The sequence below is a fragment of the Streptomyces sp. TRM68416 genome, assembly GCF_014596915.1.
In the GTDB taxonomy this organism is placed as follows: Bacteria; Actinomycetota; Actinomycetes; order Streptomycetales; family Streptomycetaceae; genus Streptomyces.
This window is the reverse complement of sequence record NZ_JACVWU010000014.1, coordinates 156,253-183,084: the sequence shown is the minus strand read 5'-3', so window position 1 is coordinate 183,084 and position 26,832 is coordinate 156,253. Positions and strand designations below refer to the sequence as shown.

26 protein-coding genes are annotated in these 26,832 nt (G+C 71.4%); 13 read left to right on the top strand and 13 right to left on the bottom strand.

The genetic code is table 11. The features are described 5' to 3' along the window. The first annotated feature begins 126 nt into the window (after positions 1-126). Complete coding sequence (locus ICC28_RS22965) at positions 127-984, top strand: GNAT family N-acetyltransferase (protein ID WP_188290558.1); 858 nt, start codon at positions 127-129, stop codon at positions 982-984. Here ICC28_RS22965 and crcB read toward each other — a convergent pair. The 7 genes from crcB to ICC28_RS22930 form a co-directional block, all read right to left on the bottom strand. Continuing rightward, positions 981-1,355 (bottom strand): fluoride efflux transporter CrcB, encoded by a 375-nt coding sequence (gene crcB, locus ICC28_RS22960; protein ID WP_188290557.1) that lies wholly within the window; start codon positions 1,353-1,355, stop codon positions 981-983. The genes ICC28_RS22965 and crcB overlap by 4 nt on opposite strands. Further along, complete coding sequence (locus tag ICC28_RS22955; RefSeq protein ID WP_188290556.1) at positions 1,352-1,714, bottom strand: DUF190 domain-containing protein; 363 nt, start codon at positions 1,712-1,714, stop codon at positions 1,352-1,354. The genes crcB and ICC28_RS22955 overlap by 4 nt, the downstream gene beginning before the upstream one ends. Then, positions 1,711-2,169, bottom strand: coding sequence for a fluoride efflux transporter FluC (locus tag ICC28_RS22950; RefSeq protein WP_188290555.1), 459 nt, complete (start codon positions 2,167-2,169; stop codon positions 1,711-1,713). The genes ICC28_RS22955 and ICC28_RS22950 overlap by 4 nt, the downstream gene beginning before the upstream one ends. A 222-nt stretch (positions 2,170-2,391) precedes the next feature. Then, positions 2,392-3,351 (bottom strand): SMP-30/gluconolactonase/LRE family protein, encoded by a 960-nt coding sequence (locus ICC28_RS22945; protein ID WP_188290622.1) that lies wholly within the window; start codon positions 3,349-3,351, stop codon positions 2,392-2,394. Positions 3,352-3,357: 6 nt separating this feature from the next. Continuing rightward, entirely contained in the window at positions 3,358-3,645 is a 288-nt protein-coding gene (locus ICC28_RS22940) for an ArsR family transcriptional regulator (RefSeq protein ID WP_188290554.1), read from the bottom strand. A 172-nt stretch (positions 3,646-3,817) separates the two neighbouring features. Continuing rightward, positions 3,818-5,386: an arabinogalactan endo-beta-1,4-galactanase gene (locus ICC28_RS22935; RefSeq protein WP_188290553.1), complete on the bottom strand. Its 1,569-nt coding sequence runs from the start codon at positions 5,384-5,386 to the stop codon at positions 3,818-3,820. A gap of 110 nt (positions 5,387-5,496) precedes the next feature. Continuing rightward, positions 5,497-7,518, bottom strand: a complete 2,022-nt coding sequence (locus ICC28_RS22930) for a beta-galactosidase (RefSeq protein WP_188290552.1) — start codon at positions 7,516-7,518, stop codon at positions 5,497-5,499. A gap of 183 nt (positions 7,519-7,701) precedes the next feature. On the opposite strand from ICC28_RS22930, the gene ICC28_RS22925 reads away from it, so the two are divergent. From ICC28_RS22925 to ICC28_RS22895, 7 genes are all read left to right on the top strand, one after another. Beyond that, positions 7,702-9,030: an ABC transporter substrate-binding protein gene (locus tag ICC28_RS22925; RefSeq protein WP_188290551.1), complete on the top strand. Its 1,329-nt coding sequence runs from the start codon at positions 7,702-7,704 to the stop codon at positions 9,028-9,030. Next, a complete protein-coding gene (locus ICC28_RS22920) occupies positions 9,027-9,953 on the top strand; it encodes a carbohydrate ABC transporter permease (protein WP_188290550.1) in 927 nt (308 codons plus the stop codon). Before ICC28_RS22925 ends, ICC28_RS22920 begins: the two co-directional genes overlap by 4 nt. After that, positions 9,950-10,855 carry a carbohydrate ABC transporter permease gene (locus ICC28_RS22915; RefSeq protein WP_188290549.1) on the top strand — a complete coding sequence of 302 codons (906 nt, stop codon included), beginning with the start codon at positions 9,950-9,952 and terminating at the stop codon, positions 10,853-10,855. The genes ICC28_RS22920 and ICC28_RS22915 overlap by 4 nt, the downstream gene beginning before the upstream one ends. Beyond that, complete coding sequence (locus tag ICC28_RS22910) at positions 10,852-11,883, top strand: LacI family DNA-binding transcriptional regulator (RefSeq protein ID WP_188290548.1); 1,032 nt, start codon at positions 10,852-10,854, stop codon at positions 11,881-11,883. The genes ICC28_RS22915 and ICC28_RS22910 overlap by 4 nt, the downstream gene beginning before the upstream one ends. Positions 11,884-12,042: 159 nt before the next feature. Next, positions 12,043-12,393 (top strand): VOC family protein, encoded by a 351-nt coding sequence (locus tag ICC28_RS22905; protein ID WP_188290547.1) that lies wholly within the window; start codon positions 12,043-12,045, stop codon positions 12,391-12,393. Positions 12,394-12,468: 75 nt separating this feature from the next. Continuing rightward, a complete protein-coding gene (locus ICC28_RS22900) occupies positions 12,469-12,858 on the top strand; it encodes a MarR family winged helix-turn-helix transcriptional regulator (RefSeq protein WP_188290546.1) in 390 nt (129 codons plus the stop codon). Positions 12,859-12,958: 100 nt separating this feature from the next. After that, positions 12,959-13,954 carry an AraC family transcriptional regulator gene (locus ICC28_RS22895; RefSeq protein WP_223189276.1) on the top strand — a complete coding sequence of 332 codons (996 nt, stop codon included), beginning with the start codon at positions 12,959-12,961 and terminating at the stop codon, positions 13,952-13,954. 69 nt (positions 13,955-14,023) lie between these two features. Here the strand turns inward: ICC28_RS22895 and ICC28_RS22890 are convergent, their stop codons facing one another. Together ICC28_RS22890 and ICC28_RS22885 are read right to left on the bottom strand one after the other, a co-directional pair. Continuing rightward, the gene (locus ICC28_RS22890; RefSeq protein WP_188290545.1) at positions 14,024-14,548 is read right to left on the bottom strand and encodes a hypothetical protein; all 525 of its coding nucleotides are present in this window, start codon (positions 14,546-14,548) and stop codon (positions 14,024-14,026) included. A gap of 33 nt (positions 14,549-14,581) precedes the next feature. Continuing rightward, positions 14,582-14,989 carry an SseB family protein gene (locus ICC28_RS22885; RefSeq protein WP_188290544.1) on the bottom strand — a complete coding sequence of 136 codons (408 nt, stop codon included), beginning with the start codon at positions 14,987-14,989 and terminating at the stop codon, positions 14,582-14,584. A gap of 235 nt (positions 14,990-15,224) precedes the next feature. Here ICC28_RS22885 and ICC28_RS22880 point away from each other — a divergent pair, with 235 nt between their 5' ends. The 3 genes from ICC28_RS22880 to ICC28_RS22870 all read left to right on the top strand — a co-directional run bounded on the left by ICC28_RS22880 (position 15,225) and on the right by ICC28_RS22870 (position 17,827). Continuing rightward, complete coding sequence (locus tag ICC28_RS22880; protein WP_188290543.1) at positions 15,225-15,803, top strand: hypothetical protein; 579 nt, start codon at positions 15,225-15,227, stop codon at positions 15,801-15,803. A gap of 152 nt (positions 15,804-15,955) precedes the next feature. Continuing rightward, positions 15,956-16,852 (top strand): SDR family oxidoreductase, encoded by an 897-nt coding sequence (locus ICC28_RS22875; RefSeq protein WP_188290542.1) that lies wholly within the window; start codon positions 15,956-15,958, stop codon positions 16,850-16,852. Positions 16,853-17,122: 270 nt separating this feature from the next. After that, the gene (locus ICC28_RS22870) at positions 17,123-17,827 is read left to right on the top strand and encodes a hypothetical protein (protein ID WP_223189275.1); all 705 of its coding nucleotides are present in this window, start codon (positions 17,123-17,125) and stop codon (positions 17,825-17,827) included. A 19-nt stretch (positions 17,828-17,846) separates the two neighbouring features. Here the strand turns inward: ICC28_RS22870 and sigJ are convergent, their stop codons facing one another. Together sigJ and ICC28_RS22860 are read right to left on the bottom strand one after the other, a co-directional pair. Beyond that, positions 17,847-18,719, bottom strand: coding sequence for an RNA polymerase sigma factor SigJ (sigJ, locus tag ICC28_RS22865; RefSeq protein WP_188290540.1), 873 nt, complete (start codon positions 18,717-18,719; stop codon positions 17,847-17,849). A gap of 132 nt (positions 18,720-18,851) precedes the next feature. Further along, complete coding sequence (locus ICC28_RS22860) at positions 18,852-21,287, bottom strand: tetratricopeptide repeat protein (protein ID WP_317454066.1); 2,436 nt, start codon at positions 21,285-21,287, stop codon at positions 18,852-18,854. Between the two features lie 183 nt (positions 21,288-21,470). Between ICC28_RS22860 and ICC28_RS22855 the strand changes: the two genes are divergently transcribed. Both ICC28_RS22855 and ICC28_RS22850 read left to right on the top strand, forming a co-directional pair. Continuing rightward, the gene (locus ICC28_RS22855; protein WP_188290539.1) at positions 21,471-21,926 is read left to right on the top strand and encodes a carboxymuconolactone decarboxylase family protein; all 456 of its coding nucleotides are present in this window, start codon (positions 21,471-21,473) and stop codon (positions 21,924-21,926) included. 98 nt (positions 21,927-22,024) lie between these two features. Then, the gene (locus ICC28_RS22850; protein WP_188290538.1) at positions 22,025-22,486 is read left to right on the top strand and encodes an iron chaperone; all 462 of its coding nucleotides are present in this window, start codon (positions 22,025-22,027) and stop codon (positions 22,484-22,486) included. A 124-nt stretch (positions 22,487-22,610) separates the two neighbouring features. Here the strand turns inward: ICC28_RS22850 and ICC28_RS22845 are convergent, their stop codons facing one another. Together ICC28_RS22845 and ICC28_RS22840 are read right to left on the bottom strand one after the other, a co-directional pair. After that, entirely contained in the window at positions 22,611-24,980 is a 2,370-nt protein-coding gene (locus ICC28_RS22845) for an ATP-binding cassette domain-containing protein (RefSeq protein WP_188290537.1), read from the bottom strand. Positions 24,981-25,165: 185 nt separating this feature from the next. Continuing rightward, complete coding sequence (locus ICC28_RS22840; RefSeq protein WP_188290536.1) at positions 25,166-26,818, bottom strand: bifunctional aspartate transaminase/aspartate 4-decarboxylase; 1,653 nt, start codon at positions 26,816-26,818, stop codon at positions 25,166-25,168. Positions 26,819-26,832: the final 14 nt, after the last annotated feature.

Here is a 26,832-nt window from a genome sequence, read left to right as displayed (position 1 = left end):
GGTGAGCGGTGGGTGGTGTCAAGCGCACCGAAAGGAAAACTTCAGCGGGCACGGGCACTGAAAGCGGAGGACGCGCCTGGCGTGATCTCGCCGCCCCGGGCCGCGCCGGATGAAGAATCTCCCACCATGCACCCGGACGCCTGGCACCTCACCGACGACATCGACGACTTCCTGCACCTGACCGGCGACTTCCTGCGCTCGCGCCCCACCCTGCACAACATGCAGCTGACGGTCACCGAGAAGCTGCGTGCGGGCGCCCCGGAGGCGGCCGGCGCCCTCTTCGGGCGGCTGGTGGGGGCGGGCGGGATCCACGCCGCCTTCTACCGTCTCCCCGCCCGCGGCCTGGCCGTCACTCCGCTGACCCCCGAGCGGGCCGACTCCCTCGCCGCGCACCTGGCCGCCCGCGGGCACCGTGTGCCGTACGTCTCCGCGGACGAGGCCACCGCCACCGCCTTCGCCGAGGCCTGGCAGCGGCACACCGGCGCGGCGGCCACCCTGCGCACCCGGATCCGCCTGTACCGCCTCGGCGCGCTCACCCCGCCGCAGCCGCACCCGGAGGGCCGAAGCCGCGCGGCGGGCGCCCAGGACCACGAGCAACTCGTGCGCTGGGTGGGCGAGTTCGTCGACACCGTCGGGGAGGTCCCCGCCGTCGACGCCGCCACCTGGGCCGGCTCGCGCTTCGCCGACCGGCACTTCACCTTCTGGGAGACCCCGGACGGCACCCCCGTCTCCCTGGCCGCCGTCACCACGATGACCGCCGGCATGGTCCGGGTCGACCCCGTCTACACCCCGGCCCACCTGCGGGGCCGGGGCTACGCGGGCGCCGTGACGGCCGCGGTGAGCCGGGCGGCGCTGACGGCGGGCGCGACGGACGTCGTGCTCTACGCGGACCCGGCCAACCCCACCAGCAACGCCCTCTACCAGCGCCTCGGGTACGTACGGGTCACCGAGTGGGCCGTGTACGACTTCGCTCGGACCGCCTAACCCCACAGCGCCCCGGCGAGCCACACCCCCGCGAACGCCGCGCCCAGGCCTGCCGCGACGCTGCCGAGGACGTTGGCGGCGGCGAACAGGCCGGCGCCCGACTCGGTCAGGCGCAGGGTCTCGTAGCTGAAGGTCGAGTAGGTCGTCAGGGCCCCGCACAGGCCGGTGCCGAGCAGGAGCTGGAGGTGGGATCCGGCCGCGCCCGCGGTCGCGGCACCGGCCAGCAGGCCGAGGACCAGGCAGCCGGTGACGTTGACCGTGAAGGTGCCCCAGGGGAACACGGAGTCGTGCCGGGACTGCACCGCGCGGTCGGTGAGATAGCGCAGCGGGGCGCCGACCATGGCGCCCGCGACGACCAGCAGCCAGTTCACGACGGGGTCCCGCCTTCCGGTTCGGTGCGGCCCGCGTACCGGATGACTTCGCAGTCGTCGAGGATCACCAGGCCTTCGGTGACGAGTTCGTCGAGCTGCGGCAGGAAGGCCCGTACGCGCGCCTCGGTGTCGACGATCACGACGGCTACCGGCAGGTCCTCGCTCAGGGACAGCAGCCGTGTGGTGTGGATCAGGGAGGAGGCGCCGAAGCCCTCGATGCCGCGGAAGACGCTGGCGCCGGCGAGGCCGGCCGCGTGGGCGCGGTGCACGATCTCGCTGTAGAGCGGCTTGTGCCGCCAGGTGTCGGACTCCCCCACGAAGACGGTCACACGCAGGGCCCTGCCGGTCAGCCTCGTCATGGCTGCCTCCCCTTCAGGACGCGGCGGGTCGCGATGGCCGCGAGCCACACCGCGGTGAGCGCCGCGAGCACGGTGGCGGCGAGGTAGGCCGCCCCGGTTCCCGGGCGGCCGGTGTCGACGAGTCGCTGGATGTCGACGGCGTACGTGGAGAAAGTGGTGAAGCCGCCGAGGACACCGGTGCCGAAGAAGGGCCGCACCAGGCGGTGGGCGGCCCACACATCACTGATGATCACCATGAACACGCCGATCACGGCGCAGCCGACGACGTTGGTCCAGAAGGTCGCCCAGGGGAATCCGCCCGCCGCGGCGGGCCACTGCACGGCGGCCGCGTACCGGGCGGCGCCGCCCACTCCCCCGCCGAGCGCGACGGCCGCGACGACGGGTGCCTGGCCGCGCAGCACCGGTGGCCGCGCGGGGCGCGGACGGGCGAGGCTCTCGGCGTCGGGGGTGGTCATGGTCGTGCGTCTCCTACTCGCCGGGGCCCGGCCTGCGGGCACGCGCCAGTGCAAGTAGGGACCGTTGGCGGCACCGGTGCCGCGGTTCGGGTACGGCGGGCCCCACCGCCGCGCCGCGTGGGTGATCGCGGCCGGGAACCAGGGTAACGCCGGGGACGCGGCCCGGTCACTTCAGCGCCACGGGTGCGGCCCGATCACCTCAGCGTCGGGGGCGCGGCCCGGTCACTTCGGGGCGGGCGGCTCGCACAGGGCCACGCCCCGCTCCCACAGGCTGCCCAGGACCAGGTGGCCGGAGGCCTCGCAGACGCTGGTGACCATGCGGAAGCGCGAGTGGCGGCGGGTGTGGTGGTGAAGGACGGCGCCGGTGTCGTCGAGGGCGAGGGCGCCGATGGTGCCGGTGGGGCGGAAGGGGGTGCGCACGGCCAGGCGGGCGGCGGTGCGGCGGACGGCGGGGGCGCTGCGGTGGAGCAGCTCCAGGGGCGGGACGCGGGGGCCGGCGAGGGCGACCCAGAGGGGGCCGTCGGGGGCGGCGCGCCAGAGGTTGTCGGGCATGCCCGGGAGGTGCTCGGCGAAGGGGTCGGCCTGCCCGGCCCTGGGGCCGGTGAGCCAGTAGCGGGTGAGCCGGCAGGCGCCGGTCTCGGCGACGACCAGGAAGGACGCGTCGGCGCTGGGGGCCAGGCCGTTGGCGAACTCAAGGCCTTCCAGGAGGACTTCGGGGGTACGGCTGCCGGGGGCCAGGCGCAGCAGCCGGCCGGTGCCGGTGTGCTCGACCAGGTCGCCGATCCACTGGTGGAGCGGGTAGCGGCGGCTGGAGACGGTGAAGCAGACGCTGCCGTCGGGCAGGGCGACGACGTTGCTGCAGAACCGCAGCGGCTCCCCCGCCACCGAGTCGGCGAGGACGTCGACCCGGCCGTCCGTGAGGTCGACGCGCAGCAGTCCCCGTTCGGCGTCGCACACCAACAGCGCATCGTCCGGGAGGAGTTCGAGGCCGAGAGGCCGGCCGCCGGTGTCGGCCAGCCGTTCGACGCGAGCGGTGTCGGGGTCGGCCAGGCCGTCGAGCCGCAGGATACGGCCGTCCTCGACGCCGGTGAGCACCCGGCCGCGGGCGTCGGCGACGACGTCCTCGGGCCCACGGCCGCCGATCGCGAGGTAACGGCGCACAACGAGGTCGGCCACCCTGATACTCCTCTACCAGCCCTTGTCGAACATGCGCGCGACCTCGGCGATCCGCATCTCGTCCCGCCGGTAGTAGGTGCGCCGGCGGACCGTGGTGGCGCGCAGCACGCCGATCGCGGCGAGCAGGCTCAGATGGGTCTCGGCGACCGCGCGGGGCACGCCGAGCTTCTCGGCGACGGCCTCGCTGGTGACGCCGGTGGAGACGAGGTCGCCGTACCGCCACTGCGGGAAGTGCGCGGCCGGATCCTTCAGCCACTCCAGGATGTCCAGGCGCCGCTCGCTCGCGGGAGTCCTCAGCATCGCGTCCCCTCCGTCCGGTCCTCCTCAAGGCGCGTGTTCCCACTGTCCCGCAGCCGATGCCGCCGTGTCCGGGACTCCCGGGCTCTTGGCCGGGACCGAACGGCCTTGCCTCACAAGGCCGTTCGGCCCCGACTGCGAGGTGTCGGGGCCGGGCCCCGTCACCTCGTGACGGTCAGCGGTGGCCGAACCACGCCATCGCGGGCAGCGCCCTGGAGTCGTAGCCGAACAGGGCCTGGTTCTCCCACCCGTTGCCGGAGGATGGGTCCGTCGGGTCCCAGCCGTTGCCGGTGACCGCGGTCCAGGTGGACTCCCAGTAGAAGACGCCGAGGCCGCGGCCGCCCGGTACGGCCTCGACGATGCTGGCGATGTCGTTCATCCAGCGCGTCTGGCCCGCCGTGGTGGCCGGGTAGCCGGGGACGAGTTCGCCGGGCAGGTCGATGATGTTCTCGTGCGCGTCCTTGCTGTCGAGACGGAAGGGGTAGGCCGTCTCGGCGACGAAGACCGGCTTGCCGTAGCGGGTGGCCGCGTCGTCCAGGGTCGTCTGGAAGTCGTGGAGCGTTCCGTGCCAGTAGCCGTAGTACGACAGGCCGATGGTGTCGAACCTGACGCCGTTCGCGACCGCGCTGTCGAACCACCAGCGCGTGCCGGACAGGTCACCGCCCTTGGCGAGGTGCAGCGCCACCTGGGTGGCGGGGTTGACCGCCTTGACCGCGTCGTAGCCGGAGTTGAGCAGTCCGGCCAGCTGCGGCCAGTTGTTGGTGGAGCCCTCGTTCCACAGCATGCCGCCGTTGATCTCGTTGCCGACCTGGACCATGTCGGCGGTGGTGCCCTGCGCCTTGAGCGCGTTGAGGACGTCGTACGTGTGGGTGTACACGTCCGTCTTCAGCTGGGTGTAGCTGTGGCCGGCCCATGCGGCGGGCTTGCTCTGGGCGCCGGGGTCGGCCCAGGTGTCCGAGTAGTGGAAGTCGACCAGCAGCTTCATGCCCTGCGCCTTGATGCGCTTGGCCAGCGCCAGGAGCTGCGTCTTGCCGTGGTAGCCGTCGGCGGCGTTGACCCAGACCTTGACGCGCGCGTAGTTCTGTCCGGCGGACTTCAGGATGGCGAGGGGGTCGCCGGTGGTGCCGGAGCTGTTCCGGTAGGTGCCGCCGAGGGCCTCGCTCTTGGGGAGCGAGGAGACGTCGGAGCCCTTGATGGCGGTGCCGCCGGTGCCCGGTGCGAAGGTCAGGTCGTCAACGTTGATCCAGTTGCCCGCGTTGGCGTCACTGTTGATGCTGACGGTGCACTGGTTGTTGGTGACGTTGACGGGCACGACGATGCGGATCCAGCCGCTCGCGGAGACCGGGAGGTCGGTGCGCTGCTCGGCGCCGCCGCAGTTCTTCAGCGCTATGTAGGCCGCCTTCTGGCCGCCGCCGGAACGGACCCACGCGGTGAGCTTGTAGGCGCCGTTGGTCAGCCCGGAGAGGTACTGGTAGGTCTCCACCTTGTAGGCGGAGGACGACCAGTGGCTCAGGCGGTGTCCGCCGCTGCGACCGCCGGCCTCGCTGAACGAGGCGGCGGTGGTGCCGTACTCGGACCAGCCGGCCGGGGTGGCCGCGCCCGTGCCGTCGGACTCGAAACCGCCGTTGGTGAGGGTACTGGCGGCGGTTGCGGGCTGCGCGGGCAGGGCGGTGAGGGCGGTGAGGGCGAGCCCGGCCGCGAGCGGCGGCAGCAGGGCTCTGAGGGTGCGTCTGGGATGGAACATCTTCGTCCGTCGTCCCTTCGACGTATGGGGGTGGGGCTCCTGGCCGGGGCGGCCGGGAGCACCCCTCCGCCCGCGGCTCGAACGGCTCGCGCGGGCGGAGGGGAGTCGGTTCAGCCGTCGAGTCGTACGACCCGGACGGCTCCCGCGGGCACCTCGATGCGGCCCGCGGCGCGTTCGCCCGTCAGCAGTTCGGTGCCGTGTGCCTCCAGCGGCACCTTGGCGTCCGAGGGGCTGTGGTTGATCGCGAACAGGTAGGTGCCGGTCTCGCCGGTGCGGCGCACCACCTCGACGTCGTGCGGCAGGTCGGCGCGCGGTGCGACGGCCGCGTCCTCGGCGGCCCAGCCGAGCACGGTGTCCAGGCCGTGCGCGTCCAGCCGGGTGGACACGTACCAGGCGGTGCCCTCGCCGAGCCGGTGCCGGGTGACGGCCGGGCGGCCGGCGGTGAGGCCGTCGGCGTACGTCCACACCGTCTCGGCGCCCCGCGGCACCACGAACTCGGTCCACACGTCGCCGGTGAGCTCGGAGCCGTCGGGGCCGGTGATGCGGACGGTGTCGCCCTGGAGGAGCGGGGAGAACTCCTCGATCGTCAGGCCCAGGACGTCGCGCAGCGGGCCGGGGTAGGCGCCCTCGTGCACGGCGTCGTGCTCGTCGACGATGCCGGAGAAGTAGGACACCACCAGGGTGCCGCCGTTGTCGACGTAGGCCTTGAGGTTGCGGCCGGCCGCCTCCGTCATCAGGTACAGGGCGGGGACCACGACGAGGGGGTAGGCCGCCAGGTCGGCTTCGGGGTGGGCGAAGTCGACCGTGAGGTGACGGTCGTAGAGGGCCTCGTAGAAGGAGTCGGCGCGCTCGCGCGCGTCGTGGTCCTCGCTGGGGCGCCAGGCGAGGTTCTGCGCCCACCAGGAGTGCCAGTCCCACAGGACGGCGACGTCGGCCCGGGTGCGGGTGGTGCGGATCGGGGCGAGCGAGTCGAGGGCCGCGCCCAGTTCGACGACCTCGCGCCACACCCGGGTGTCGGTGCCGCCGTGCGGCAGCATCGCCGAGTGGAACTTCTCGGCGCCGCGCCGGGACTGGCGCCACTGGAAGAACATGGCGCCCTCGGAGCCGCGCGCCACGTGGGCCAGGGAGTTGCGGGCCATCTGGCCGGGGGCCTTGGCGGGGTTGCGGGCCTGCCAGTTGACGCCCGAGGTGGAGTGCTCCAGGAGGATCCAGGGGGCGCCGCCCGCGACGGAGCGGGTGAGGTCGGCGGCCATCGCCAGGTTGACGTGGGTGCGGCGGCCGTCGGTGATCAGGTAGTGGTCGTTGGTGACGATGTCGACCTCGCGGCCCCAGGCCCAGTAGTCGATCGAGTCGCACTGGCTGAGGGCGGTCATGAAGTTGGTCGTCACCGGGACGCCGGGCGAGAGGCGGTGCAGGACGTCCCGTTCCGTCACGAAGTTCTCGCGGAGGGTGGCGTCGGCGAACCGCTTGTAGTCCAGCGCCTGGCCGGGGTTGCCCACGGTCGGGGTGGTGCGCGGCGGGTTGATCTGCTCGAAGTCGGTGTAGCGCTGGCCCCAGAAGGCGGTGCCCCAGGCCTCGTTCACGGCGTCGACGGTGCCGTAGGTGGCGCCGAGCCAGTGCCGGAAGTGCGCGGCGCAGGAGTCGCAGTAGCAGGCGGAGACGGGGACGCCGTACTCGTTGTGCACGTGCCACAGGGCCAGCGCGGGGTGGTCGCCGTAGCGCTCGGCGAGCCGGGTGGTGATGTTCGCGGCGGCGGCGCGGTAGTGGGTGTTGCTGTGGCAGATGGCGCCGCGGGAGCCGAACTCGTGGCGCACGCCGTCCGCGGTCACCGGCAGGGCCTCGGGGTGCTCCCGGTAGAACCAGACCGGGGGGACCACGGTGGGGGTGCCGAGGTCGACACGGATGCCGTGGTCGTGCAGCAGGTCGAGCAGGCGGTCGAGCCAGCCGAAGTCGTACGCCCCGCGTGAGGGCTCCAGCAGCGCCCAGGAGAAGATCCCGACGCTCACCATGGTGACGCCGGCCTCCCGCATGAGCCGGACGTCCTCCTGCCAGACGCTTTCCGGCCATTGTTCGGGGTTGTAGTCCCCACCGAAGGCGAGCCTGGTGAGGCCCTTGGGGCTGGTCTCCGGCATGGATCTCTCCCGGGAAGTCGATCATTTGGGAACGTGCACACACAGCAGCGGCGGTGTGAGCCCAACATAACCGCACAGCATCAACCATTGACAAGTGTCCGGGATGTTTCTCTACTGTGAACGCTCACAGAAGCATGGCAGGTTCTCGCAGCAGGCGGGAACCCCAGGTCAGGGGAGAAATCCATGCCCAACACGATGCGTCGGCGGCTCTTCAAGGCGGCAGCCGCGTCCGTCGCCGTGGCCCTCGGCGCCACCGCCCTCGCCGCTTGCGGTTCGTCGGACGACGACGCCGAGGCGGAATCCGGTCCGGTCTCGCTGACGTACTGGACCTGGACGCCCGGCATGGACAAGGTCGTCGAGCTGTGGAACGAGGGTCCGGGCAAGAAGGACCGGATCACCGTCACGGTGAAGAAGCAGGCGTCCGGCGACACGCTGGTCACCAAGATCCTCACCGCGCACAAGGCCGGCAAGGCCCCCGACCTGGTCCAGGCCGAGTACCAGGCGCTGCCGACCCTGGTCAGCAATGACGCGCTCGCGGACATCTCCCGGGACGCAGTGGACGCCAAGAGCAAGTTCGCCGACGGTGTGTGGCAGCAGACGACGCTGGGCACGGACGCGGTCTACGCGATCCCCCAGGACATCGGCCCGATGATGTTCTACTACCGCGAGGACCTGTTCAAGAAGTACGAGCTGGACGTCCCCAAGACCTGGGACGAGTTCGCCGAGACCGCCCGGAAGCTGAAGAAGGCGGCCCCCGGCACCGACCTGACGACGTTCTCCGCCAACGACTCCGGGCTCTTCGCGGGCCTGGCCCAGCAGGCCGGCGCCCGGTGGTGGACCACCGAGGGCGACAGCTGGAAGGTCGCCATCGACGACGCGGCCACCCGGAAGGTCGCCACGTTCTGGGGCGACCTCGTCAAGGAGGGCGCCATCGACAACCAGCCGATGTACACCCCGGCCTGGAACAAGGCGCTCAACACCGGCAAGCAGATCGCCTGGGTCTCCGCCGTGTGGGCGCCGGGCACCCTGACCACGGCCGCGCCCGACACCAAGGGCAAGTGGGCCATGGCCCCGCTCCCCCAGTGGTCCGAGGGCGAGAACGCCACCGGCAGCTGGGGCGGCTCCTCCACCGCCGTCACCACGGACTCCAGGCACCAGGCCGCCGCCGCCAGGTTCGCCGCCTGGCTGAACACCGACGACGCCGCCCTGCAGGCGCTGGCCAAGGAGAGCGGCATCTACCCGGCCGCCACCAACGCCCAGACCTCCGGCGCGTTCGCCGCCCCGCCGGAGTACTTCTCGAACCAGGCCGACTTCTACACACAGGCCGCCGAGATCGCGAAGACCACCGCCCCGTCCGCCTGGGGCCCGAACGTGAACGTCGCCTACACGACCTTCAAGGACGCGTTCGGCGCCGCCGCCAAGAACAAGTCGGACTTCGTCGCCGCCCTGAAGAAGATGCAGGACGACACCGTCGCCGACATGAAGAAGCAGGGCTTCGAGGTCGCGGAGTGAAAACCGCCGCACGCCGGAGGTCGTACGGGGTCAAGGGGGCCCCGTACGCCTTCCTCCTCCCCGCGACGATCCTGTTCGTCCTGTTTTTCGCGCTGCCCATCGGGTACGCGGTCTGGCTCAGCTTCCGCAAGGTGAAGGTCTCCGGTCTCGGCCTGGGCTCCGGCGCCCGCTCGGAGGTGTGGGCCGGCTTCGAGAACTATGCCGACGCGCTCTCCGACAGCGAGCTGGTCGACGGCGCGCTGCGGGTGCTCGGCTACGGCTGCATCGTGGTGCCGGTGATGCTGGGCCTGGCCCTGCTGTTCGCGCTGATGCTCGACTCCGACAAGGTGCGCCTCGCCCCCTTCACCCGGCTCGCGATCTTCCTCCCCTACGCCATTCCCGGCGTGGTGGCGGCGCTGCTGTGGGGCTTTCTGTACCTGCCGGACGTCAGCCCGTTCTACTTCGTGCTCGACAGGCTGGGCCTGCCGCAGCCGGACCTGCTGGACGGCGGCCCGCTCTATCTCGCCCTGTCGAACATCGCGGTCTGGGGCGGCACCGGCTTCAACATGATCGTCATCTACACCTCGCTCCAGGCCATCCCGGCCGAGGTGTACGAGGCGGCGAAGCTGGACGGCGCCACCCCGCTCCAGATCGCATGGAAGATCAAGATCCCGATGGTGGCGCCCTCGCTGGTGCTGACCTTCTTCTTCTCGATCATCGCCACGCTCCAGGTGTTCAACGAGCCGACCACGCTGAAGCCGCTCACCAACTCCGTCTCCACGACCTGGAGTCCGCTGATGAAGGTGTACCAGGACGCCTTCGGCAACGGTGACATCCACGCGGCCGCCGCCCAGGCCGTGATCATCGCCGTCGCCACGCTGGTGCTGTCCTTCGGCTTCCTGCGGGCCGCGAACCGTCGTCAGAAGCAGGAGGCAGCACGATGAGTTCTCTTGCCGTCCGCACGGCCGACCCGGCAACCGGCACCACGCCCGGCACCGCCCAGGGCCCGCCGCTGCGCGGCCGGATCGCCCTGGTGCCGACGATCGCGCTGCTGATCGGCGCGCTGTACACGCTGCTGCCCGTGGCCTGGGTGGTGATCGCGTCCACCAAGTCGGGCAGCGAGCTGTTCTCCACCTTCACCTTCCTGCCGGGCACGGGCCTCACCGAGAACCTCGCGGACCTCAACGCCTACCGCGACGGCGTGTACTGGCAGTGGATGGGCAACTCCGCCCTGTACGCCGGTCTCGGCGCCCTGCTGTCCACCATCGTCTCGGCGTGCAGCGGCTACGCGCTGGCGGTCTACCGCTTCCGCGGCCGGGAGACGTTCTTCAACGTCCTGCTGGCGGGTGTCCTGATGCCGCCGGTCATCCTCGCCGTCCCGCAGTACCTGCTGCTGGCCGAGGTGGACCTGACGGACTCCTACCTGTCGGTGCTGCTGCCACAGATCCTGTCGCCCTACGGCGTCTACCTCGCGCGCATCTACGCGAGCGCGGCCGTGCCCGCCGACGTGGTGGAGGCCGGACGCATGGACGGCGCGAGCGAGTGGCGGATCTTCACCCGGGTCGCGCTGCCGATGATGGTGCCCGGTCTGGTGACGGTGTTCCTGTTCCAGTTCGTGGCCGTGTGGAACAACTTCCTGCTGCCGTACATCATGCTCAGCGACGACGAGAAGTTCCCGATCACGCTCGGTCTGTACACACTCCTCGAACAGGGCGCCAACGCTCCGGCGTTGTACACGCTGGTGATCACCGGCGCGTTCCTGGCGATCTTCCCGCTCATCGCGCTCTTCCTGGTCGTCCAGCGGTTCTGGAGCCTCGATCTGCTGTCCGGGGCCGTAAAGTCATGACCATGAGCAATACGGGGGGCCGGCGCAGACCGCCGACGATCCACGACGTGGCCCGGGAGGCCGGTGTCTCGCGGGGCACCGTCTCGCGGGTGCTCAACGGCGGGCACTACGTCAGCCCGGCGGCCCAGGAGGCGGTCAACGCCGCCATCCGCAAGACCGGTTACGTGGTGAACCGGCACGCCCGCTCGCTGATCACCGGCAAGTCGGACTCGGTCGGCTTTCTGCTGACCGAGCCGCAGGAGAGGTTCTTCGAGGACCCCAACTTCAACGTCCTGCTGCGCGGTTGCACGCAGGCGCTGGCCGCGCACGACATCCCCCTGCTGCTGATGCTGGCCGGCACCGAGGCCGAACGCCGGCGCATCACGCGGTACATCACCGCCGGCCATGTCGACGGGGTGCTGCTGGTCTCCAGTCACTCCGGAGACCCGGTGGCCGAGGAGCTGCGCGAGGCGGGCGTGCCGCTGGTCGCGTGCGGCAAGCCGATCGGCCTGGGTTCCAAGGTGAGTTACGTGGCGGCGGACGACCGGGACGGCGCCCGGGACATGGTGCGCCACCTGCTCTCGCTCGGCCGGCGCCGGATCGGTGTGGTCACCGGTCCGCTGGACACCCCGGGCGGCGTCGAGCGGCTGGCCGGCTACAAGGAGGTGCTCGCCGAGGCGGGCGTCGCGCTCGACGAGCGGCTGATCGTCTCCGGTGACTACAGCCGGGCCAGCGGCGAGGCGGGCGGCGAGCGGCTGCTGGCGCGGGCGCCGGACGTGGACGCCGTGTTCGTCGCCTCCGACCTGATGGCGCAGGGGGTGCTGACGGCTCTGGAGCGGGCCGGGCGGCGGGTGCCGCAGGACGTGGCGGTCGGCGGGTTCGACGACTCGCCCGCCGCGCTCGCCGCCCGCCCCGAGCTGACCACCATCCGCCAGCCCTGGGACCGGATCAGCTCCGAGATGGTGCGGGTGCTGCTGGCGCAGATAGGCGGCGAGGACCCGGCGGCGGTGATCCTGCCGACGGAGCTGGTGAAGCGCGAGTCGACGTAGACGTAGACGCAGCCGTCGCGGCGGCTCGGCACGAGGGGGCGCCGGGCGGACCGGTCCCGGGACCGGTCAGGATCGGAGAAGCGGGAACGGCTCCCCCGTCCTAGCGTGAGACCACCGGCGCATCCCGTCGGGATCCCCACCTCACGCAAGGAGTACGCCATGACCGACGGCCTGAAGACGATCATCTACCCCGTCAAGGACCTCGACCGGGCGAAGGCCCTGTTCACCGCCCTGCTGGGCACCGAGCCGTACGCGGACGAGCCCTACTACGTCGGTTTCAAGGACGCGGGCCAGGACGTCGGCCTCGACCCCAACGGGCACGCGCGGGGCATGACCGGGCCGGTCCCCTACTGGCACGTGGCCGACATCCGGGAGACCCTCGCGGCGCTGCTGGCAGCCGGCGCCGAACCCCTTCAGGACGTCCAGGACGTCGGCGGCGGCAAGCTGATCGCCTTCGTGAAGGACGCCGACGGCAACCTGGTCGGGATCACCCAGGACCCGCCCGCGTGAACCGGCACACCGGCCACTTGCACATGCACTAGTTGCATACTCAACAATTGGCCGGATCGGTGCTACCGTGCAGGTATGGCAGTGAAGACGTCCGAGGCGGCCCTCGAAGAGCGGTGGCGGGGCATTCTGGCGGTGCACGCGCGGACGATGTGCGAGATCGACCGCGTGCTGCACCCGTACGGGCTGGGCGCCAGCGACTTCGAGGTACTCGACGTCCTCGCCGCCGAGCCGCCCGAGCACGGCGACCGGTGCCGGGTGCAGAACCTCGTCGAACGGGTGCATCTCAGCCAGAGTGCGCTCTCCCGCCTCATCGGCCGGCTGGAGAAGGACGGCCTGGTGGAGCGGTCGGTCTGCGCGGAGGACCGACGCGGCGTCCGGGTCGCCCTCACCCGCAAGGGGCGCGAGCTGCACGCCGAGGTGCTGCCCCTGCAGCGGCAGGTGCTGGCCCGTATGCTCGCCGACTGACGCGACCCGTTTCGCACCTGTTCGAAACCGTCACCCCCTGGGCATTCTCAACCCCGGACAAGCCATCCGGGGCGAGAGCGCCCAGCAGGGACGGAGAGACATGGCCGTGGCCGTCGACGAGGCCGGGACCGCCGGGTTCAACACGTACACGACGCGCGACGTGGACGAGACCCACACCGCGATCGCGGCCCACTACTACGACCTGCACCTCGAAGTCACCGGCCCCTCGGCGGAGTTCGCCGCCCGTCTCAACGTGGTCGACCTCGGCTCTCTGACCGTGGGCGACGTCAGCTTCGGCACCGAGATGCGGATGAGTTTCGGCGAACCGGGCGTCTACCACGTGGCGGTACCGCTGGCGGGCAGCTTCAGCGTCCAACAGGGCAGTGACGCCCCGGTGTTCGCCACCCCACGGCGCGCGGTCTTCTTCGACCCGGGATGCGACATACGTATCGACGCCTGGTCTCCGGACTGCCACTCGATCACCGTGAAGATCGACAAACTGGCCGTGCTGCACGCGCTGGAGAGCCTGCTGGGCAGGCCGGTGCGCCGCCCGCCCGTCTTCCGGCCCTTCATCGACGTCAGCCAGGGCCCCGGCCGCAGCTGGTCCCAGCTGGCGGTCTGGAGCCTGCTGGAGAGGGACGTCGCCCACGGGCTGCTGCGCCGGCCGATCATCCGGGGACGGCTCGAACAGACGCTGCTCGAAGGGCTGTTGCTGGCCGCGGACCACTCCTGCCGCGAGGAGCTGGAGGCCCCTGCGCCGCCGATGCGACCGGCCTCCGTCAAGCGGGTCATGGACGCGGTACAGGATCTGCCCGCCGAGCCGTACGACGCGACCCGGCTCGCGGCGATCGGCCAGGTGAGTGTGCGTACGCTGCAGGAGGCCTTCCGCAGGCACGTCGGGCTGCCGCCGATGGCGTACGTCAACGAGGTCCGTCTGCAACGCGTCCACGGACAGCTGCGGGTCTCCTCCCCCGGCTCCACGACCGTGGCAGACGTGGCCTACCAGTGGGGCTTCGCCCATCTGGGCCGCTTCGCGCGGCGCTACCGCGAGCGGTTCGGCGAGACGCCGTCCCAGACACTGCGCGCGACCGCCTGAGCCTGCTGATCCGCCGCGCTTTGCGGACATCCCCCGCGCATCGGGGAGCGACAGGGGCAGGCCTCGGTCCTATCGTCGGCCACGGCGCCCGCGGACGTCGGACTGAGCTGGGTCGGTGCTGCTCACCCCCGCCGCGCGTGCGTCCGGGTGCGGCAGCGGGAGCACGTCCGCACCCCGGGCCCGACTGCTCCCCCTCCGTACGCCATCGGTGGTCGGGCCCGCCGCGGGGAACGCCCGCTCCCAGGCCGTGCGGGCGGCCACACAGCCCGCGATCCTGAACGCCAGTTCATGGGAACCGAACGTCTCGGCGCGGCAGTCTCGCAGCACCACCCGAGTGGCGATCACGGCCTCGTGCCCGCGTGGGCTCAACTGCTCCTCGATGCCCTGCGCCACGGCCGAGAAGAAGCGGGGCAGGTCCTCGGCGGGTTCGTAGTTCACCGTCAGGCCCGGGGTCACCTCGAAGACGAAACCTTCGGCCGCGGGCTCGAAGTCCACTTCTATCTCCGCGAAGTGCGGCGCGCAGTTCTGCTTCTGGTGCCGCATACGGACACCACGGATCGGATACGGCGGAAACCGGGGCGGCGGTGAGGTCATGCCGGAACGCTACCGCCCGTACGGGCGACGGGGTCAGCCCCGCGGCCGGGCCAGCAGGGTGCGTACCCCCTCGGAGGTCAGCGTGAGCGGGTGCGGCGAACCGGCGTCGATGGTGAGCGACAGCTCGTCGGCGGGCCACTGCGAGGCCAGCGCCCCCAGCGGGACCAGCCGGTAGCGGCCGACGAAGGGCAGCAGTTCGGCCATCGCGGGCTCCGAGGTGAACACGGGCACCACGGGATCCCCGTCGGGCCGCTCGATCACGGGCAGCGCCACGGCACCGGGATCGGCGGCGTCCCCGTCACCGGCGTCGTCGGGCACGGGCACCAGCACGTCACTGCCGGCGAGCGCCTCCAGCGCCCCGCGGTCCTCGTTGTTGTCGGCCAGCGCGTCCAGCGCCCGCCGGGCCGGTGTGGCGGTGTGGTCGTTCGCGGGTGTCTCCATGACACATCCCCTGGTAGCGGCGGTCGTACGGCCCGCCTCCCGGGACAAGATCGCCCCGGTCGCGGTCCTGCTCGCGTACCCGGTCGCACGTCGAGCAATCATCCGGGGGGCCTGAGTACGGCCCGGACTCCGACCTGAGCCGCTCCGGATCGGAAGTTTTTGGACGTACTGCAACCTTTTCCGTAACACGGATGTCTCCCCTGATAACAGCACTACGCACACGGCGGGGGACGCCATGCGAAGCTTCAGAAAGACCTGGGTGGCAGTCGCTGTCACAGCGGCCCTGGCGGTGCCGGTCCTGCCGGCCGCGACCGCCTCGGGCGCCACCGCTCAGACCACCGCGTGCCCGACCGGCTGGGGCAGCCTGGCCGAGGTCCGGGCCACCTCCACGGCCAAGCCGGTGACGAACATCAGGACCGGCCGCCACGCCTGCTACGACCGGATGGTCGTCGACGTCCCGGGCGCGGGCCGCAGCGCCCTCGGCTACTCCGTCAGGTACGTCAAGGAGCTGCGCCAGGACGGTTCGGGACGGCTCATACCCGTCGCCGGCGGAGCCGTCCTGGAGGTCCGCGCGGCCGCGCCCGCCTACGATCCCGCCACCGGCCTGCCCACGTATCCCGGGCGGGTGAACCGGCCCTTGCCGGGGGTGGACCTCACCGGCTACCGCACCTTCCGGGACACCCGGTTCGCCGGCAGCTTCGAAGGGGAGACGCTCGTCGGACTCGGGGTCCGCGCACGCCTGCCCTTCCGCGTGCTCGTCCTGACCGACCGCATCGTCCTGGACGTCGCCCACAACTGGACCGGCGCCCGCTGACAGCCCGCGGCCGGACCCGTGCGCGGTGCCCGTCCCGTCGCCGGAGGCGGGCACCGCGTCCGCCATGCCGTCCGGACTCTCCTTGACCTCAAGCGTGATTGAGCTCTTAGCGTGGCCCTCAGCTGATCACCAAGGGGCGGGAGAACGTGCTCATGATTCTCGTGACTGGGGCCACCGGGAACACAGGAAGCGCTTTGCTGCGGGAGCTGCACGCGCGCAAGGACGGGCCCGTGCGGGGTCTCACGCGTGACGCCGGGCGGGCTTCATTCCCCGCGGGAGTCGAGGCAGTCGAGGGTGACCTCGCCGACGCCGCTTCGCTCAAGCCGGCTCTGGACGGGGTTCGCTCGCTGTTCCTCGTCTCGGGCATGGGAGCGGATGCCGACGTCCTCGCCGCCGCTCGGCAGGCCGGGGTGGAGCACGTGGCGCTGGTGTCGTCCATTACCGTTCAGACCCATCCGCACCTCGGCCCCGCCGCTGAGAAGCTGGCCGTCGAGCGGCTCCTCCGGGGCAGCGGCATGGACTGGACGATTCTGCGGCCGACGCAGTTCGCCTCGAACGCCCTGTGGTGGGCGCCGTCCATCCTTGAGCGTCAACCGGTCCGGGTGCCGTACGCGGACGTCGCGCTGCCCACGATCCACCCCGCGGACATCGCGTCCGTGGCGCGCGTGGCACTGACGGAGCCCGGTCACCGAGGCCGGACGTACGCCCTGACCGGCCCGGAGCGGGTGACGGCCCGGCAGCAGGTGGCGGCCATCGCCGCGGCCTTGGCGCGGGAGGTGCCGTTCGCCGAGGTCAGCCGTGCGGAGGCGCACCGCGACATGGCCGCGTTCCTGGGAGACGAGGTCGCGGACGCGGTGCTCGATCTGACCGGCGGAGACGTCAACGCAGAGCTTCTGGAGGTGCGGGACACGGTGGCGCGGGTCACCGGCTCCCCTGCCAGACGATTTCACCAGTGGGTCGCGGGGAATGTCGCCGCGTTCCGTGCGACTCACCCCGCATCGGCCGAACGAAACCAGGAGTCGGCGCGTCACAGTGGCGACGCGGCTTGACATCCACGGTGCAGCTTCCGTTGCTGCTCCTCGGTCCTGGGGGAAACCATGCGCACGACCACGCATCGCACTGTCCGTCTGCTGTCTCTGCTTGTTCTGTGCGGGGTGGGGATGGGGACCGCGGCAGGCTGTGGCGGTGAGGGCGGTGGTGGCAGCGGGCCGAGGGGGGATGCCGACGCGGCGCCGGCGCGGAAGGCTCGTGCCGGTCAGGTCGCCAAGGCCTGGGACGGATCGGCGGCGGCCGACCTGTGGCACAGGGGCTACCACCCGATGAGTGAGCAGACGCAGGTACCGGAAGGCGGTCTGCGCGGTAAGGCCGACAGGAACGCGTACGTGAGCGGCAACTTCGACCTGCGTGCGGAGCTGCCCGCCGCGCCCCCCGCCGACGGGCGCGTGACCTGGGAGAGCGGCGGCTCGCGCGTCATGAGGGTCACCGATGCCCGGACCGCGTACGACGCCTTGGAACGCGGCAGCAGCGGCCCGGGGCCGCGGCTGACGGTGACCGGAGCGGAGCTGGGCACCATGCGGGTGGCCACCAGCCGCGGCCCCGCGACCGTCCCGGCGTGGCTGTTCACCCTGGACGGCTACGACACTCCGCTGAAGCGTGCCGCGGTGACGCCGTCGAAGCTGCCGCAGACCCCCGTCGCACCGGCCGAGGACGTCTCCACGGGCGAACTCCGTTCGCTGGGCGGGCTGGTCGAGGTCGCGGACGACGGCCGCGCCGTCACCGTGATGGCCCTCCACGGGTCCTGCGACGACGGACCGGCCGTGGACGTGCTGGAGACGGGCGGCAGTGTGGTGCTGTCCGCGTACGTGCGGGGCACGCAGGACGGCCCGTGTGCGGCTTCGTTGGAGGCCGAGGAGGTGGTCGTGCGGCTGGCGGAGCCGGTCGGCGGCCGGATCGTCGTCGATGCGTTCACCGGCCGGCCGGTTCCGTTCGAGGAGCCGAACGCGCGGTCAATGGGCTTGAGTTGACCCAGCCGCCGCCGACTCTTCAGCGGCTGATCGGTGCCTCCTCGTCCAGGCGGGAGAGCTTGTGCGGGTTGCGCACGGCGTAGATCCGGGTGATGCGGCCGTCCTCGATGTCCGGGACGAGGGCGCCGTGCGGCACGCCGTCGAGGTTGTGGCGCACGGCCGGTGCCCCGTTGAGCCAGACCGGTTCGAAGGTGCCGTTCCGGTCGGCCGGACGGACGAGGAGGCGCGCCACCAGGCCCACGCCCTCGATCGGATGGTGGAAGGCGGTGACGATGCCGCCGCCGTCGGCCACCGCGACCACCTCCGGTGCGAGCACATCCAGCAGGGCCCACAGGTCGCCGTCGCGGAGCGCGGTCAGGAACCGTTCCACGAGGGCCTGCTGCTCGGCCCGGCTCGCCCGGGTGCGCGGTCGCCGCGCGTCCACGTGGTCGCGGGCCCGGCGGGCGATCTGCCGCACGGCCGCGGGTGTTCGGTCGACCGCCGCCGCGATCTCGTCGTAGGGCGTCCGGAACACCTCGCGCAGGACGAACACCGCCCGCTCGGTGGGGTGCAGGCTCTCCAGGACGGTCAGTGTCGCGAACGACATGTTCTCGGCGAGCTCGCTGTCCTCGGCCACGTCGGGGCTGGTCAGCAGGGGTTCGGGGAGCCATGTGCCAACGTAGTCCCGGCGGCGCCGGGTCAGGGCGCGCAGCCGGTCGAGGCAGGCGCGGGTGACGGTGCGGAGCAGGTAGGCCCGCGGGTCCTCGACCGACTCGCGGGCGGCGCTGTCGAGCTCCGCCCAGCGCAGCCGGGTCTCGTGCACGACGTCCTCGGCGTCGGTGGCGGAGCCGAGCATCTCGTAGGCGACGGTGAACAGCAGGCTGTGGTGGGCGCGGAAGGGTGCTTCGATCATGTCGGGGACACCGGGCGGGGCGGTCGGCCACCTGTGCAAAGGGGAAGCATGACATCCGACGCTACTTGGTCAAGTCCTCTTGCTCCAGCGGGAGTCCGTCGGTCACGTGACCAATGGTGCGGTACCGGCCAGTCAACCACCGAGTTCCCGCAGGACGGCCTCGCCCGCCCTGCGGTGGGCGGCGGCCGTCTCCGGGTCCGTGGCGTCGAGAAGCGTGGCGATGCCTTCGTGGGCCAGCGCCTCCTCGTGCCGGTTGCCGAGGGCCGGGGCCATGTCGAGGGCCTGCCGGTGCAGTCGTAGGGCTTCCTCGGGCAGCCCCGCCAGGCGGCAGGTCTCGGCGTACCCGTTGAGGAAGTGGATCTTCCAGTGTTCCTCGAACAACTCGTCCAGCAGCGCGAACGCTTCCCGGTGGCTGGCCAGGGCCTCCTCGTAGCGACCCATGTGGCGCAGCGCCACGCCCAGGCAGTTCAGGCACCAGGCCTGGTTGTTCAGGTGGCCGTCCTCGCGGGCCACGGCCAGCGCCCGGTGCAGGTGTGCCGCGGCCGTGTCGGGCTCCTCGCGGGCGGTGGCCACGCCGAGGGTGATGCGGGCCGTCAGGGCGGGCGGCCAGGCGGGGTCGCCGTGCGGGATGTCCAGCACCTCCCTCGCCCGCTGCGCCGCCTCCTCGCGGTGTCCCAGTTGGAGCATCGTCCAGGCCTCGGCCGCTACGGCGTGAGCGGCGTCGGTCGGGCTGCCGGCCTGTTCGTACAGCTTGCCGGCGAGCCGGAAGCAGTCCAGCGGCTCCTCGGTGTGCCCGGCGTCCCAGCTCAAGTAGCCGCGCCGCATGGCCAGTTCGGCCTCGGAGTGGGCGTCCGGCACCTTGGACAGCTGGAGTTCGGCCGCGGCGTATGCGGCGGCGGCCTCCGCCATCCGGCCCGCGTTGTAGCGGGCGAAGCCCAGATCGCTGTGCACCTCGGCCAGTTGGCGCGGATCGCCCAGGCGTTCGGCGGCGGCCAGGGAGCGCTCGAAGAGGAAGTTGAGGTGGGTGGTGCCGCAGCGGCGCGCGAAGTACGCCCGCAGGAAGCGCGGCAGTTCGCACACGTGCACGTCGGCCCCGACGGCGGCCGCCGTCTCGAAGGCCGCGACGAGGTTGGCGTACTCCGCGACGAACCAGCCGAAGGCGGCGTTCTTGTCGGGGAAGCGCGGCAGTTGGGCGGGGGGCCGACCCGCGGAGACCGCCCGGCCGGGTGACACGAAGGGCATCGCGGCGTCGGCGGCGGCCGCCGCGTGCACGTAGTAGTCCAGCACCCGGCCCAGGGCGCGTTCCCGGTCGGCCGCCGCGTCCTGTTCGGTAGCGGTGCGGCGGGCGTACTGGTGGACCAGGTCGTGCAGCCGGTAGCGGCCTGCCGTGGGCTGCTGCACGAGGTGCGCGTCGAGCAGGTCCTCCAGCATGTCCCGGGCGTTGTGCAGCGGTACGTCGGCCAGCGCGGCCACCACGTACTCGTCGAACGACGCGCCGGGCAGCAGACCCAGCAGGCGGAACAGGCGGGCCTGGGGCCGGTTGAGCTGGCGGACCGACATGGCGAGCGCGGTGTCGAACTCCCCCGCGCCCTGGGCCAGTCGCTCGGCGAGGATGCCGACCGTCCAGCCCGGCCGGTGCCGCAGCCGTGCCGCGGCCAGCCGCAGCGCCAGCGGCAGGTGGCCGCACAGCCGCAGCACCTCGGCCGCGGAGTGCGGGTCGCGGGCCAGCCTGCCCTCGGGGCCGCGCGGGTCGCCGCTGGCCCGGGCCAGCAGTTCGGCACTCTCCTCGGGGCTGAGCACGTCGAGGGAGACCGGGGGGACCTCGTCCAGGCCGAGCAGCCGGTTGCGGCTGGTGATCAGGGCGACGGAAGGGCCGGCGCCGGGGAGCAGGGGGCGGACCTGGTCGGCGTCGGCGGCGTTGTCGAGGACCACGACGACCTTGCGGCGGGCCAACTCCGCACGCCAGCAGGCGGACAGCTGCTCGATGCCCTGCTGCGGGACCCGCTCGGAGGGGACGTCCAGGGCGCCCAGCAGCATCCGCAGCGCCGAGTCGGGGTCCAGCGGGGGTCGGCCCTCGGTGAAGCCGTGCAGGTCGACGTAGAGCTGGGCGTCGGGGAAGTCGGCGGCGAGGCGGTGTGCGGCGTGCACGGCCAGACAGGACTTGCCGACGCCCGCCATGCCGTCCACGGAGACCGCGCGGTGGCTGTCCACGGCGGCGAGGACGGCGGCGAGTTCGCTCTCGCGGCCGGTGAAGTCGGCGGCGTCGCGCGGCAGGTCGTTGCGCGGCGCGGGGCGCACCTGGCGGCTGCTCTTCGGTGGCGCGGGCAGCGGGTTCGACGTCCGCTCCCACAGCGGACGCAGCGGGCGCGGGTCGCGCTTGACGAGACGGCACAGGGCGACCACCGCGGGCCAGGGCGGCACGGTCTGCCCCGAGAGGTAGCGCGACAGCGACGAGGAGCTCAGTCCGGTGTCCCGCGCCAGGGCCCGGACGCCGAGCCCGGACAGTTCCTGGATCAGGCGCAGCCGTGCCGCCAGCTCGCCCTGTGCTGTCCCGTCGTGTGCGTCCACGGTGTTCCCCCCGGCCTTCCGTCCCGTCCGCAACGAAGTCTCCAGGGTCAAGTCGCCGCAGGTCAAGGCCGTTTCGACTGTCCCATGGTGTCCCATCGCCGTGGTCGTGGCGGGCGGCTCGGGCTGTGATGGTGTCACGCCCCGAGGGAACGGGGCACCGGCCCGAAAGAGGAGCAGATCGAGATGCAGTCCCGTATGCAGAACCCCGCGTTCGTCCTGTCCGGTGCGATGCAGCCCATCCAGGAGATCCTCAAGGCCACCCGGACCGGTGGCGTGGACGAGCAGACGCTGGAGCTGGTGCATCTGCGGGTGAGCCAGATCAACGGGTGCAGCGCCTGTGTCGACGGCGGTGCCAGGACCGCCCGCAAGGCGGGCGTGAACGACGAGCGGCTGGCCACGGTCGCCGCCTGGCGCGAGGCCCCCTACTTCACCGACGAGGAGCGGGCGGCCCTCGCGCTCGCCGAGGCCGCGACGCGGCTGGCCGACCGCCCGGACGCGGTGAGCGACGAGATCTGGGACGCGGCCGCCACGTACTTCGACGAGAAGCAGCTCGCCGCCATCGTCCTCGTGATCGGCGTCACGAACATGTTCAACCGGCTCAACGCCACGACCCGCCAGATCGCGGGGGCGTGGGGCTGACGGCCGGCCGCTCAAAACAGCACCACACGCACACCACACGCAGACCGCACGCGAAACGCACCTAGACCGCACGCAGACCGCGCCAGGAGGAAACAGCCATGACGAAGACGCAGAAGACCGCCGCCGGGTCGTACGAGGGATTCACCGCCGAGGAGCGCGCCGCGATGAAGGAGCGGGCCCAGGAGCTGAAGACCACCACGCGCCGCCGGACGCGCGCCGACAAGGCGGCCGAGGAGGAGGCCGCGGTGGTCGCGAAGATCGCCGAGATGCAGGAGTCGGACCGGGTCATGGCCGAACGGCTGCACGCCGTCGTCAAGGAGAGCGCACCGCACCTCGCGCCCAAGCTCTGGTACGGGATGCCCGCGTACGCCAAGGACGGCAAGGTGCTGTGCTTCTTCCAGAGCGCCCAGAAGTTCAACGCCCGGTACGCCACGTTCGGTTTCAACGACGTGGCGAACCTCGACGACGGCGCGATGTGGCCGACGGCCTTCGCCCTGACGGAGCTGTCGGAGGCGGACGCGGCGCGCATCGGGGAGCTGGTGAAGCGGGCGGCGGGCTGAGCACCGCCCCACCTGCACCGCGCTGACCGCGCCCGCCTCCTGGCCGGCGCGGTCAGCGCCGTCCGGGTACGGCACGCGACGACGGGCTCCCGGCTCCGGCGGACCGGAGCCGGGAAGAAACGGTTCAGGCGCCGACGTACTGCGCCAGGTGTTCGCCCGTGAGGGTGGAGCGGTGGGCGACGAGGTCGGCCGGGGTGCCCTCGAAAACGATGCGGCCGCCGTCGTGGCCGGCGCCGGGGCCGAGGTCGATGATCCAGTCGGCGTGGGCCATGACCGCCTGGTGGTGCTCGATGACGATGACGGACTTGCCGGAGTCGACCAACCGGTCGAGCAGGCCGAGGAGTTGCTCGACGTCGGCCAGGTGGAGGCCCGTTGTCGGCTCGTCGAGGACGTAGACACCGCCCTTGTCGCCCATGTGCGTGGCCAGCTTCAGGCGTTGGCGTTCGCCGCCGGAGAGCGTGGTGAGCGGCTGGCCGAGGGTGAGGTAGCCGAGGCCGACGTCGGCGAGCCGGTCGAGGATCTTGTGCGCGGCGGGCGTACGGGCCTCGCCCTCCCGGAAGAACTCCTCGGCCTCGGCCACCGGCATGGCGAGGACCTCGCTGATGTCCCGGCCGCCGAGCCGGTACTCCAGCACCGAGGGCTGGAACCGCTTGCCCTCGCAGTCCTCGCAGGGCGTGGCGACGCCCGCCATCATCCCCAGGTCGGTGTAGACGACGCCGGCGCCGTTGCACGCCGGGCAGGCGCCCTCGGAGTTGGCGCTGAACAGGGCGGGCTTGACCCCGTTGGCCTTGGCGAAGGCCTTGCGGATCGGGTCGAGCAGTCCGGTGTACGTCGCCGGGTTGCTGCGCCGGGAGCCGCGGATCGGGGTCTGGTCGACGGCGACGACGCCTTCCTCGGCCGGGATCGAGCCGTGCACCAGGGAGCTCTTGCCGGAGCCGGCGACGCCCGTGACGACGGTGAGCACGCCGAGCGGGATGTCGACGTCGACGCCCTGGAGGTTGTTGGCGGTGGCGCCGCGGATCGGGAGCTTGCCGGTGGCGGTGCGCACGGTGTCCTTCACCGAGGCCCGGTCGTCGAGGTGGCGGCCGGTGACGGTGTCGCTGGCCCGCAGGCCCTCGACGGTGCCCTCGAAGCAGACGGTGCCGCCCGCGCTGCCGGCGCCGGGGCCGAGGTCGACGACGTGGTCGGCGATCGCGATGGTCTCCGGCTTGTGCTCCACGACCAGGACGGTGTTGCCCTTGTCGCGCAGCCGCAGCAGCAGGTCGTTCATCCGCTGGATGTCGTGCGGGTGGAGGCCGATGGTGGGCTCGTCGAAGACGTAGGTGACGTCGGTGAGCGAGGAGCCGAGGTGGCGGATCATCTTGACGCGCTGGGCCTCGCCGCCCGAGAGGGTGCCCGAGGGCCGGTCGAGGGAGAGGTAGCCCAGGCCGATCTCCACGAACGAGTCGAGGGTGTGCTGGAGCGCCTTGAGCAGCGGCGCCACCGAGCGGTCCTCGATGCCGCGGACCCACTCGGCCAGGTCCCTGATCTCCATGGCGCAGGCGTCGGCGATGGATACCTTGCCGATCCTGGAGGACCGGGCGCCCTCGCTGAGCCGAGTGCCCTCGCAGTCGGGGCAGGTGGTGAAGGCGACGGCCCGCTCCACGAACGCCCGGATGTGGGGCTGCATCGACTCGGGGTCCTTGGACAGCATCGACTTCTGCAGCTTGGGAATCAGCCCCTCGTACGTGAGGTTGATGCCGTTGATCTTCACCTTGGTGGGCTCGCGGTACAGGAAGTCGTGCCGCTCCTTCTTGGTGTAGCGGCGGATCGGCTTGTCCGGGTCGAAGAAGCCGGACTCCCTGATGACCCGCACCACCCAGCCGTCCCCGGTGTAGGTGGGGATGGTGAAGGGGTCCTCGTTGAGGGACTTGGAGTCGTCGTAGAGCTGGGTGAGGTCGATGTCGGTGACCGTGCCGCGGCCCTCGCAGTGGGTGCACATGCCGCCGGTGCGGTTGAAGGTGACCTTCTCGGTCTTGGTCTTGTCGGCGCCGCGGTCGACGGTGAGGCCGCCGCTGGCGGAGACGGAGGCGACGTTGAAGGAGTACGCGCTGGGCGGACCGATGTGCGGCTCGGCGAGGCGGCTGAAGAGGATGCGCAGCATCGCGTTGGCGTCGGTGGCGGTGCCGACGGTGGAGCGCGGGTCGGATCCCATCCGCTGCTGGTCGACGGTGATGGCGCTGGTCAGCCCGTCGAGGACGTCGACCTCGGGGCGGGCCAGGGTGGGCATGAAGCCCTGCACGAAGGCGCTGTAGGTCTCGTTGATCAGCCGCTGCGACTCGGCGGCGATCGTGTCGAAGACCAGCGAGCTCTTGCCCGAGCCGGAGACTCCGGTGAACACGGTCAGCCGGCGCTTGGGAATCTCGACGCTGACATCCTTGAGGTTGTTCTCGCGTGCGCCGTGCACGCGGATCAGATCATGGCTGTCGGCGACGTGCTGCGTGGCCTTGCTCATCGTCTCTCTCGTCCCCATCTGTCGAGCGCCTTCCGGCCTGGTCCGGCCGCTGTCGAGCCTACGCGGACGCCTCACCGCAGCTCCTGGACCGGACCAGGTTGGCGGCTCCAGGACGACGGACGTGCCGGGCTGCCCGTCACGCTATGCGGGGCGGGCAGTCCGGCGCTTCTCGATTTCTGACCGGTTCAGGACGTGGCGGCCTGCCATTCGGCCGCGTAGTCGTTGAAGATCTCCCGCAGATGGTGGCCGATCTTGAGGTAGTCGAGGTCGTCGAGGTTGGCCAGGGAGACGCGGACCGACCATTCGGGCCCGTCGAAGCCGCCGCCGTTGAGGAGGACGACTCCGGTCTGTTCGGCGAGCCGGAACAGGGGGTCGACGGGCTCGTAGTTCTTCTGCAGGAAGGCGGCGAAGTCCTTGCCGTGGACGCGTTCGGCCTCGGCGAGGAGGTCCAGTTCGATGTAGTAGCCGGCGCGCTTGGGATCGTCGGAGATCTTCATCTGGGCGCCTTCGAGGAGCAGGTCGAGGCGCTGCTGGACGATGGCGCGCACCTTGTGCTTGTACGCCTGTCCCTCGTCGAGCAGGTCGAACAGGGAGAAGACGGCCATCATCACCTGCTGGGGCAGGGAGAGGCCGGCGGTGTGGTTGAGGGCGACCTGGCGGGAGTCGGCGACCAGGCGGTCGATGAAGCGGATCTTCTCCGGTTCCAGGCTCAGTGAGCCGTACCGCTTGTTCAGGCGGTCCTTCTCCGGCTGCGGCAGGTTCGCGATCATCTCGTCGATGACGTTGTCGTCGTGCAGTCCGATCACACCGAGCCGCCAGCCGGTGGCGCCGTAGTGCTTGGAGTACGAGTAGACGAGCAGCGTGTTGCGGGGCAGGTCCGCGGCGATCGAGCGGAAGCCCTCGACGAAGGTGCCGTAGACGTCGTCGGTGACGATCAGGAGGTTGGGGTTCTTCGTCGCGACAATGTCCCTGATCTGGTTCGCGACGCGTTCGCTGAGCGCCAGGGAGGGCGGGTTGGAGGGGTTGACCAGGCAGACCAGCTTGATGCTCGGGTCCTCCAGCTTGGCGACCTCCTCGGTGGGGTAGCGCCACTCGCGGACTCCGACCTCGACCATGCTGCTCGCGTTGACCAGGACGACGTCGAACTCGTAGGTGTCGAGTTCGGGGATCTCGATGTACGGGGTGAAGACCGGCACCATCAGGGCGATCCGGTCGCCCTTCTTCAACACCCCGTTCTTCATCAGGGAGTCGAAGACGTAGCACATCGCCGCGGTGCCGCCCTCGGTGGCGAACAGGCTGAGGCGGTTGTCGGCCGGGGGCCGCTTGTCGAACATCTCGTCGGCGACGTAGGCGCGGACGATGTCCTCGGTGTGCGGCAGGATGCGGTCGGGGACCGGGTAGTTGTCGGCGGTGATCGAGTCGGTCAGCTCGTGGACGAAGGAGTCCTTGTCGAAGCCGAACCGCTCCAGGGCGTACGCCACGCACTTGTCGAGGAGTTCGATGCCCGGCAGGTCGGGGTGCTGCCGTACGAAGGCGTCGAAGCGGTCGCCCGCGCCCTGCTTCTCGGGCATGCCGCCGAGGTTGTCGGCGGTCCAGACGCGGCGCGACTCGGCGAGCGCGAAGTAGCCGAGGGCGTAGAACGCCTCGCGGGGGCCGGTGGCGACCCAGTTGGGGTTGCCGCGGCCGGCGTTGAGCATCTGCACGCTCGACTTGTCCTTCTGCCCGGGCCGGTTCTCCTGGAACTCCTTGGCGATCTGGATGAACTTGTCCTTCAGCTCGAACGGGGAGAGCTGGGCGAGGGCCTGGATCTCCTCGCGGGAGAACGTCGTCTCGGGCATGCGGGGCTCCTTGC

Bases quoted from the DNA above. Each gene is read 5' to 3' on its own strand.
- ICC28_RS22965 (WP_188290558.1), top strand. From the start codon at position 127: ATGCACCCGGACGCCTGGCACCTCACCGACGACATCGACGACTTCCTG.
- ICC28_RS22955 (WP_188290556.1), bottom strand. From the start codon at position 1,714: ATGACGAGGCTGACCGGCAGGGCCCTGCGTGTGACCGTCTTCGTGGGG.
- ICC28_RS22950 (WP_188290555.1), bottom strand. From the start codon at position 2,169: ATGACCACCCCCGACGCCGAGAGCCTCGCCCGTCCGCGCCCCGCGCGG.
- ICC28_RS22940 (WP_188290554.1), bottom strand. From the start codon at position 3,645: ATGCTGAGGACTCCCGCGAGCGAGCGGCGCCTGGACATCCTGGAGTGG.
- ICC28_RS22935 (WP_188290553.1), bottom strand. From the start codon at position 5,386: ATGTTCCATCCCAGACGCACCCTCAGAGCCCTGCTGCCGCCGCTCGCG.
- ICC28_RS22930 (WP_188290552.1), bottom strand. From the start codon at position 7,518: ATGCCGGAGACCAGCCCCAAGGGCCTCACCAGGCTCGCCTTCGGTGGG.
- ICC28_RS22925 (WP_188290551.1), top strand. From the start codon at position 7,702: ATGCCCAACACGATGCGTCGGCGGCTCTTCAAGGCGGCAGCCGCGTCC.
- ICC28_RS22915 (WP_188290549.1), top strand. From the start codon at position 9,950: ATGAGTTCTCTTGCCGTCCGCACGGCCGACCCGGCAACCGGCACCACG.
- ICC28_RS22910 (WP_188290548.1), top strand. From the start codon at position 10,852: ATGACCATGAGCAATACGGGGGGCCGGCGCAGACCGCCGACGATCCAC.
- ICC28_RS22905 (WP_188290547.1), top strand. From the start codon at position 12,043: ATGACCGACGGCCTGAAGACGATCATCTACCCCGTCAAGGACCTCGAC.
- ICC28_RS22900 (WP_188290546.1), top strand. From the start codon at position 12,469: ATGGCAGTGAAGACGTCCGAGGCGGCCCTCGAAGAGCGGTGGCGGGGC.
- ICC28_RS22895 (WP_223189276.1), top strand. From the start codon at position 12,959: ATGGCCGTGGCCGTCGACGAGGCCGGGACCGCCGGGTTCAACACGTAC.
- ICC28_RS22890 (WP_188290545.1), bottom strand. From the start codon at position 14,548: ATGACCTCACCGCCGCCCCGGTTTCCGCCGTATCCGATCCGTGGTGTC.
- ICC28_RS22885 (WP_188290544.1), bottom strand. From the start codon at position 14,989: ATGGAGACACCCGCGAACGACCACACCGCCACACCGGCCCGGCGGGCG.
- ICC28_RS22880 (WP_188290543.1), top strand. From the start codon at position 15,225: ATGCGAAGCTTCAGAAAGACCTGGGTGGCAGTCGCTGTCACAGCGGCC.
- ICC28_RS22875 (WP_188290542.1), top strand. From the start codon at position 15,956: ATGATTCTCGTGACTGGGGCCACCGGGAACACAGGAAGCGCTTTGCTG.
- ICC28_RS22870 (WP_223189275.1), top strand. From the start codon at position 17,123: ATGAGTGAGCAGACGCAGGTACCGGAAGGCGGTCTGCGCGGTAAGGCC.
- sigJ (WP_188290540.1), bottom strand. From the start codon at position 18,719: ATGATCGAAGCACCCTTCCGCGCCCACCACAGCCTGCTGTTCACCGTC.
- ICC28_RS22855 (WP_188290539.1), top strand. From the start codon at position 21,471: ATGCAGTCCCGTATGCAGAACCCCGCGTTCGTCCTGTCCGGTGCGATG.
- ICC28_RS22850 (WP_188290538.1), top strand. From the start codon at position 22,025: ATGACGAAGACGCAGAAGACCGCCGCCGGGTCGTACGAGGGATTCACC.
- ICC28_RS22845 (WP_188290537.1), bottom strand. From the start codon at position 24,980: ATGAGCAAGGCCACGCAGCACGTCGCCGACAGCCATGATCTGATCCGC.
- ICC28_RS22840 (WP_188290536.1), bottom strand. From the start codon at position 26,818: ATGCCCGAGACGACGTTCTCCCGCGAGGAGATCCAGGCCCTCGCCCAG.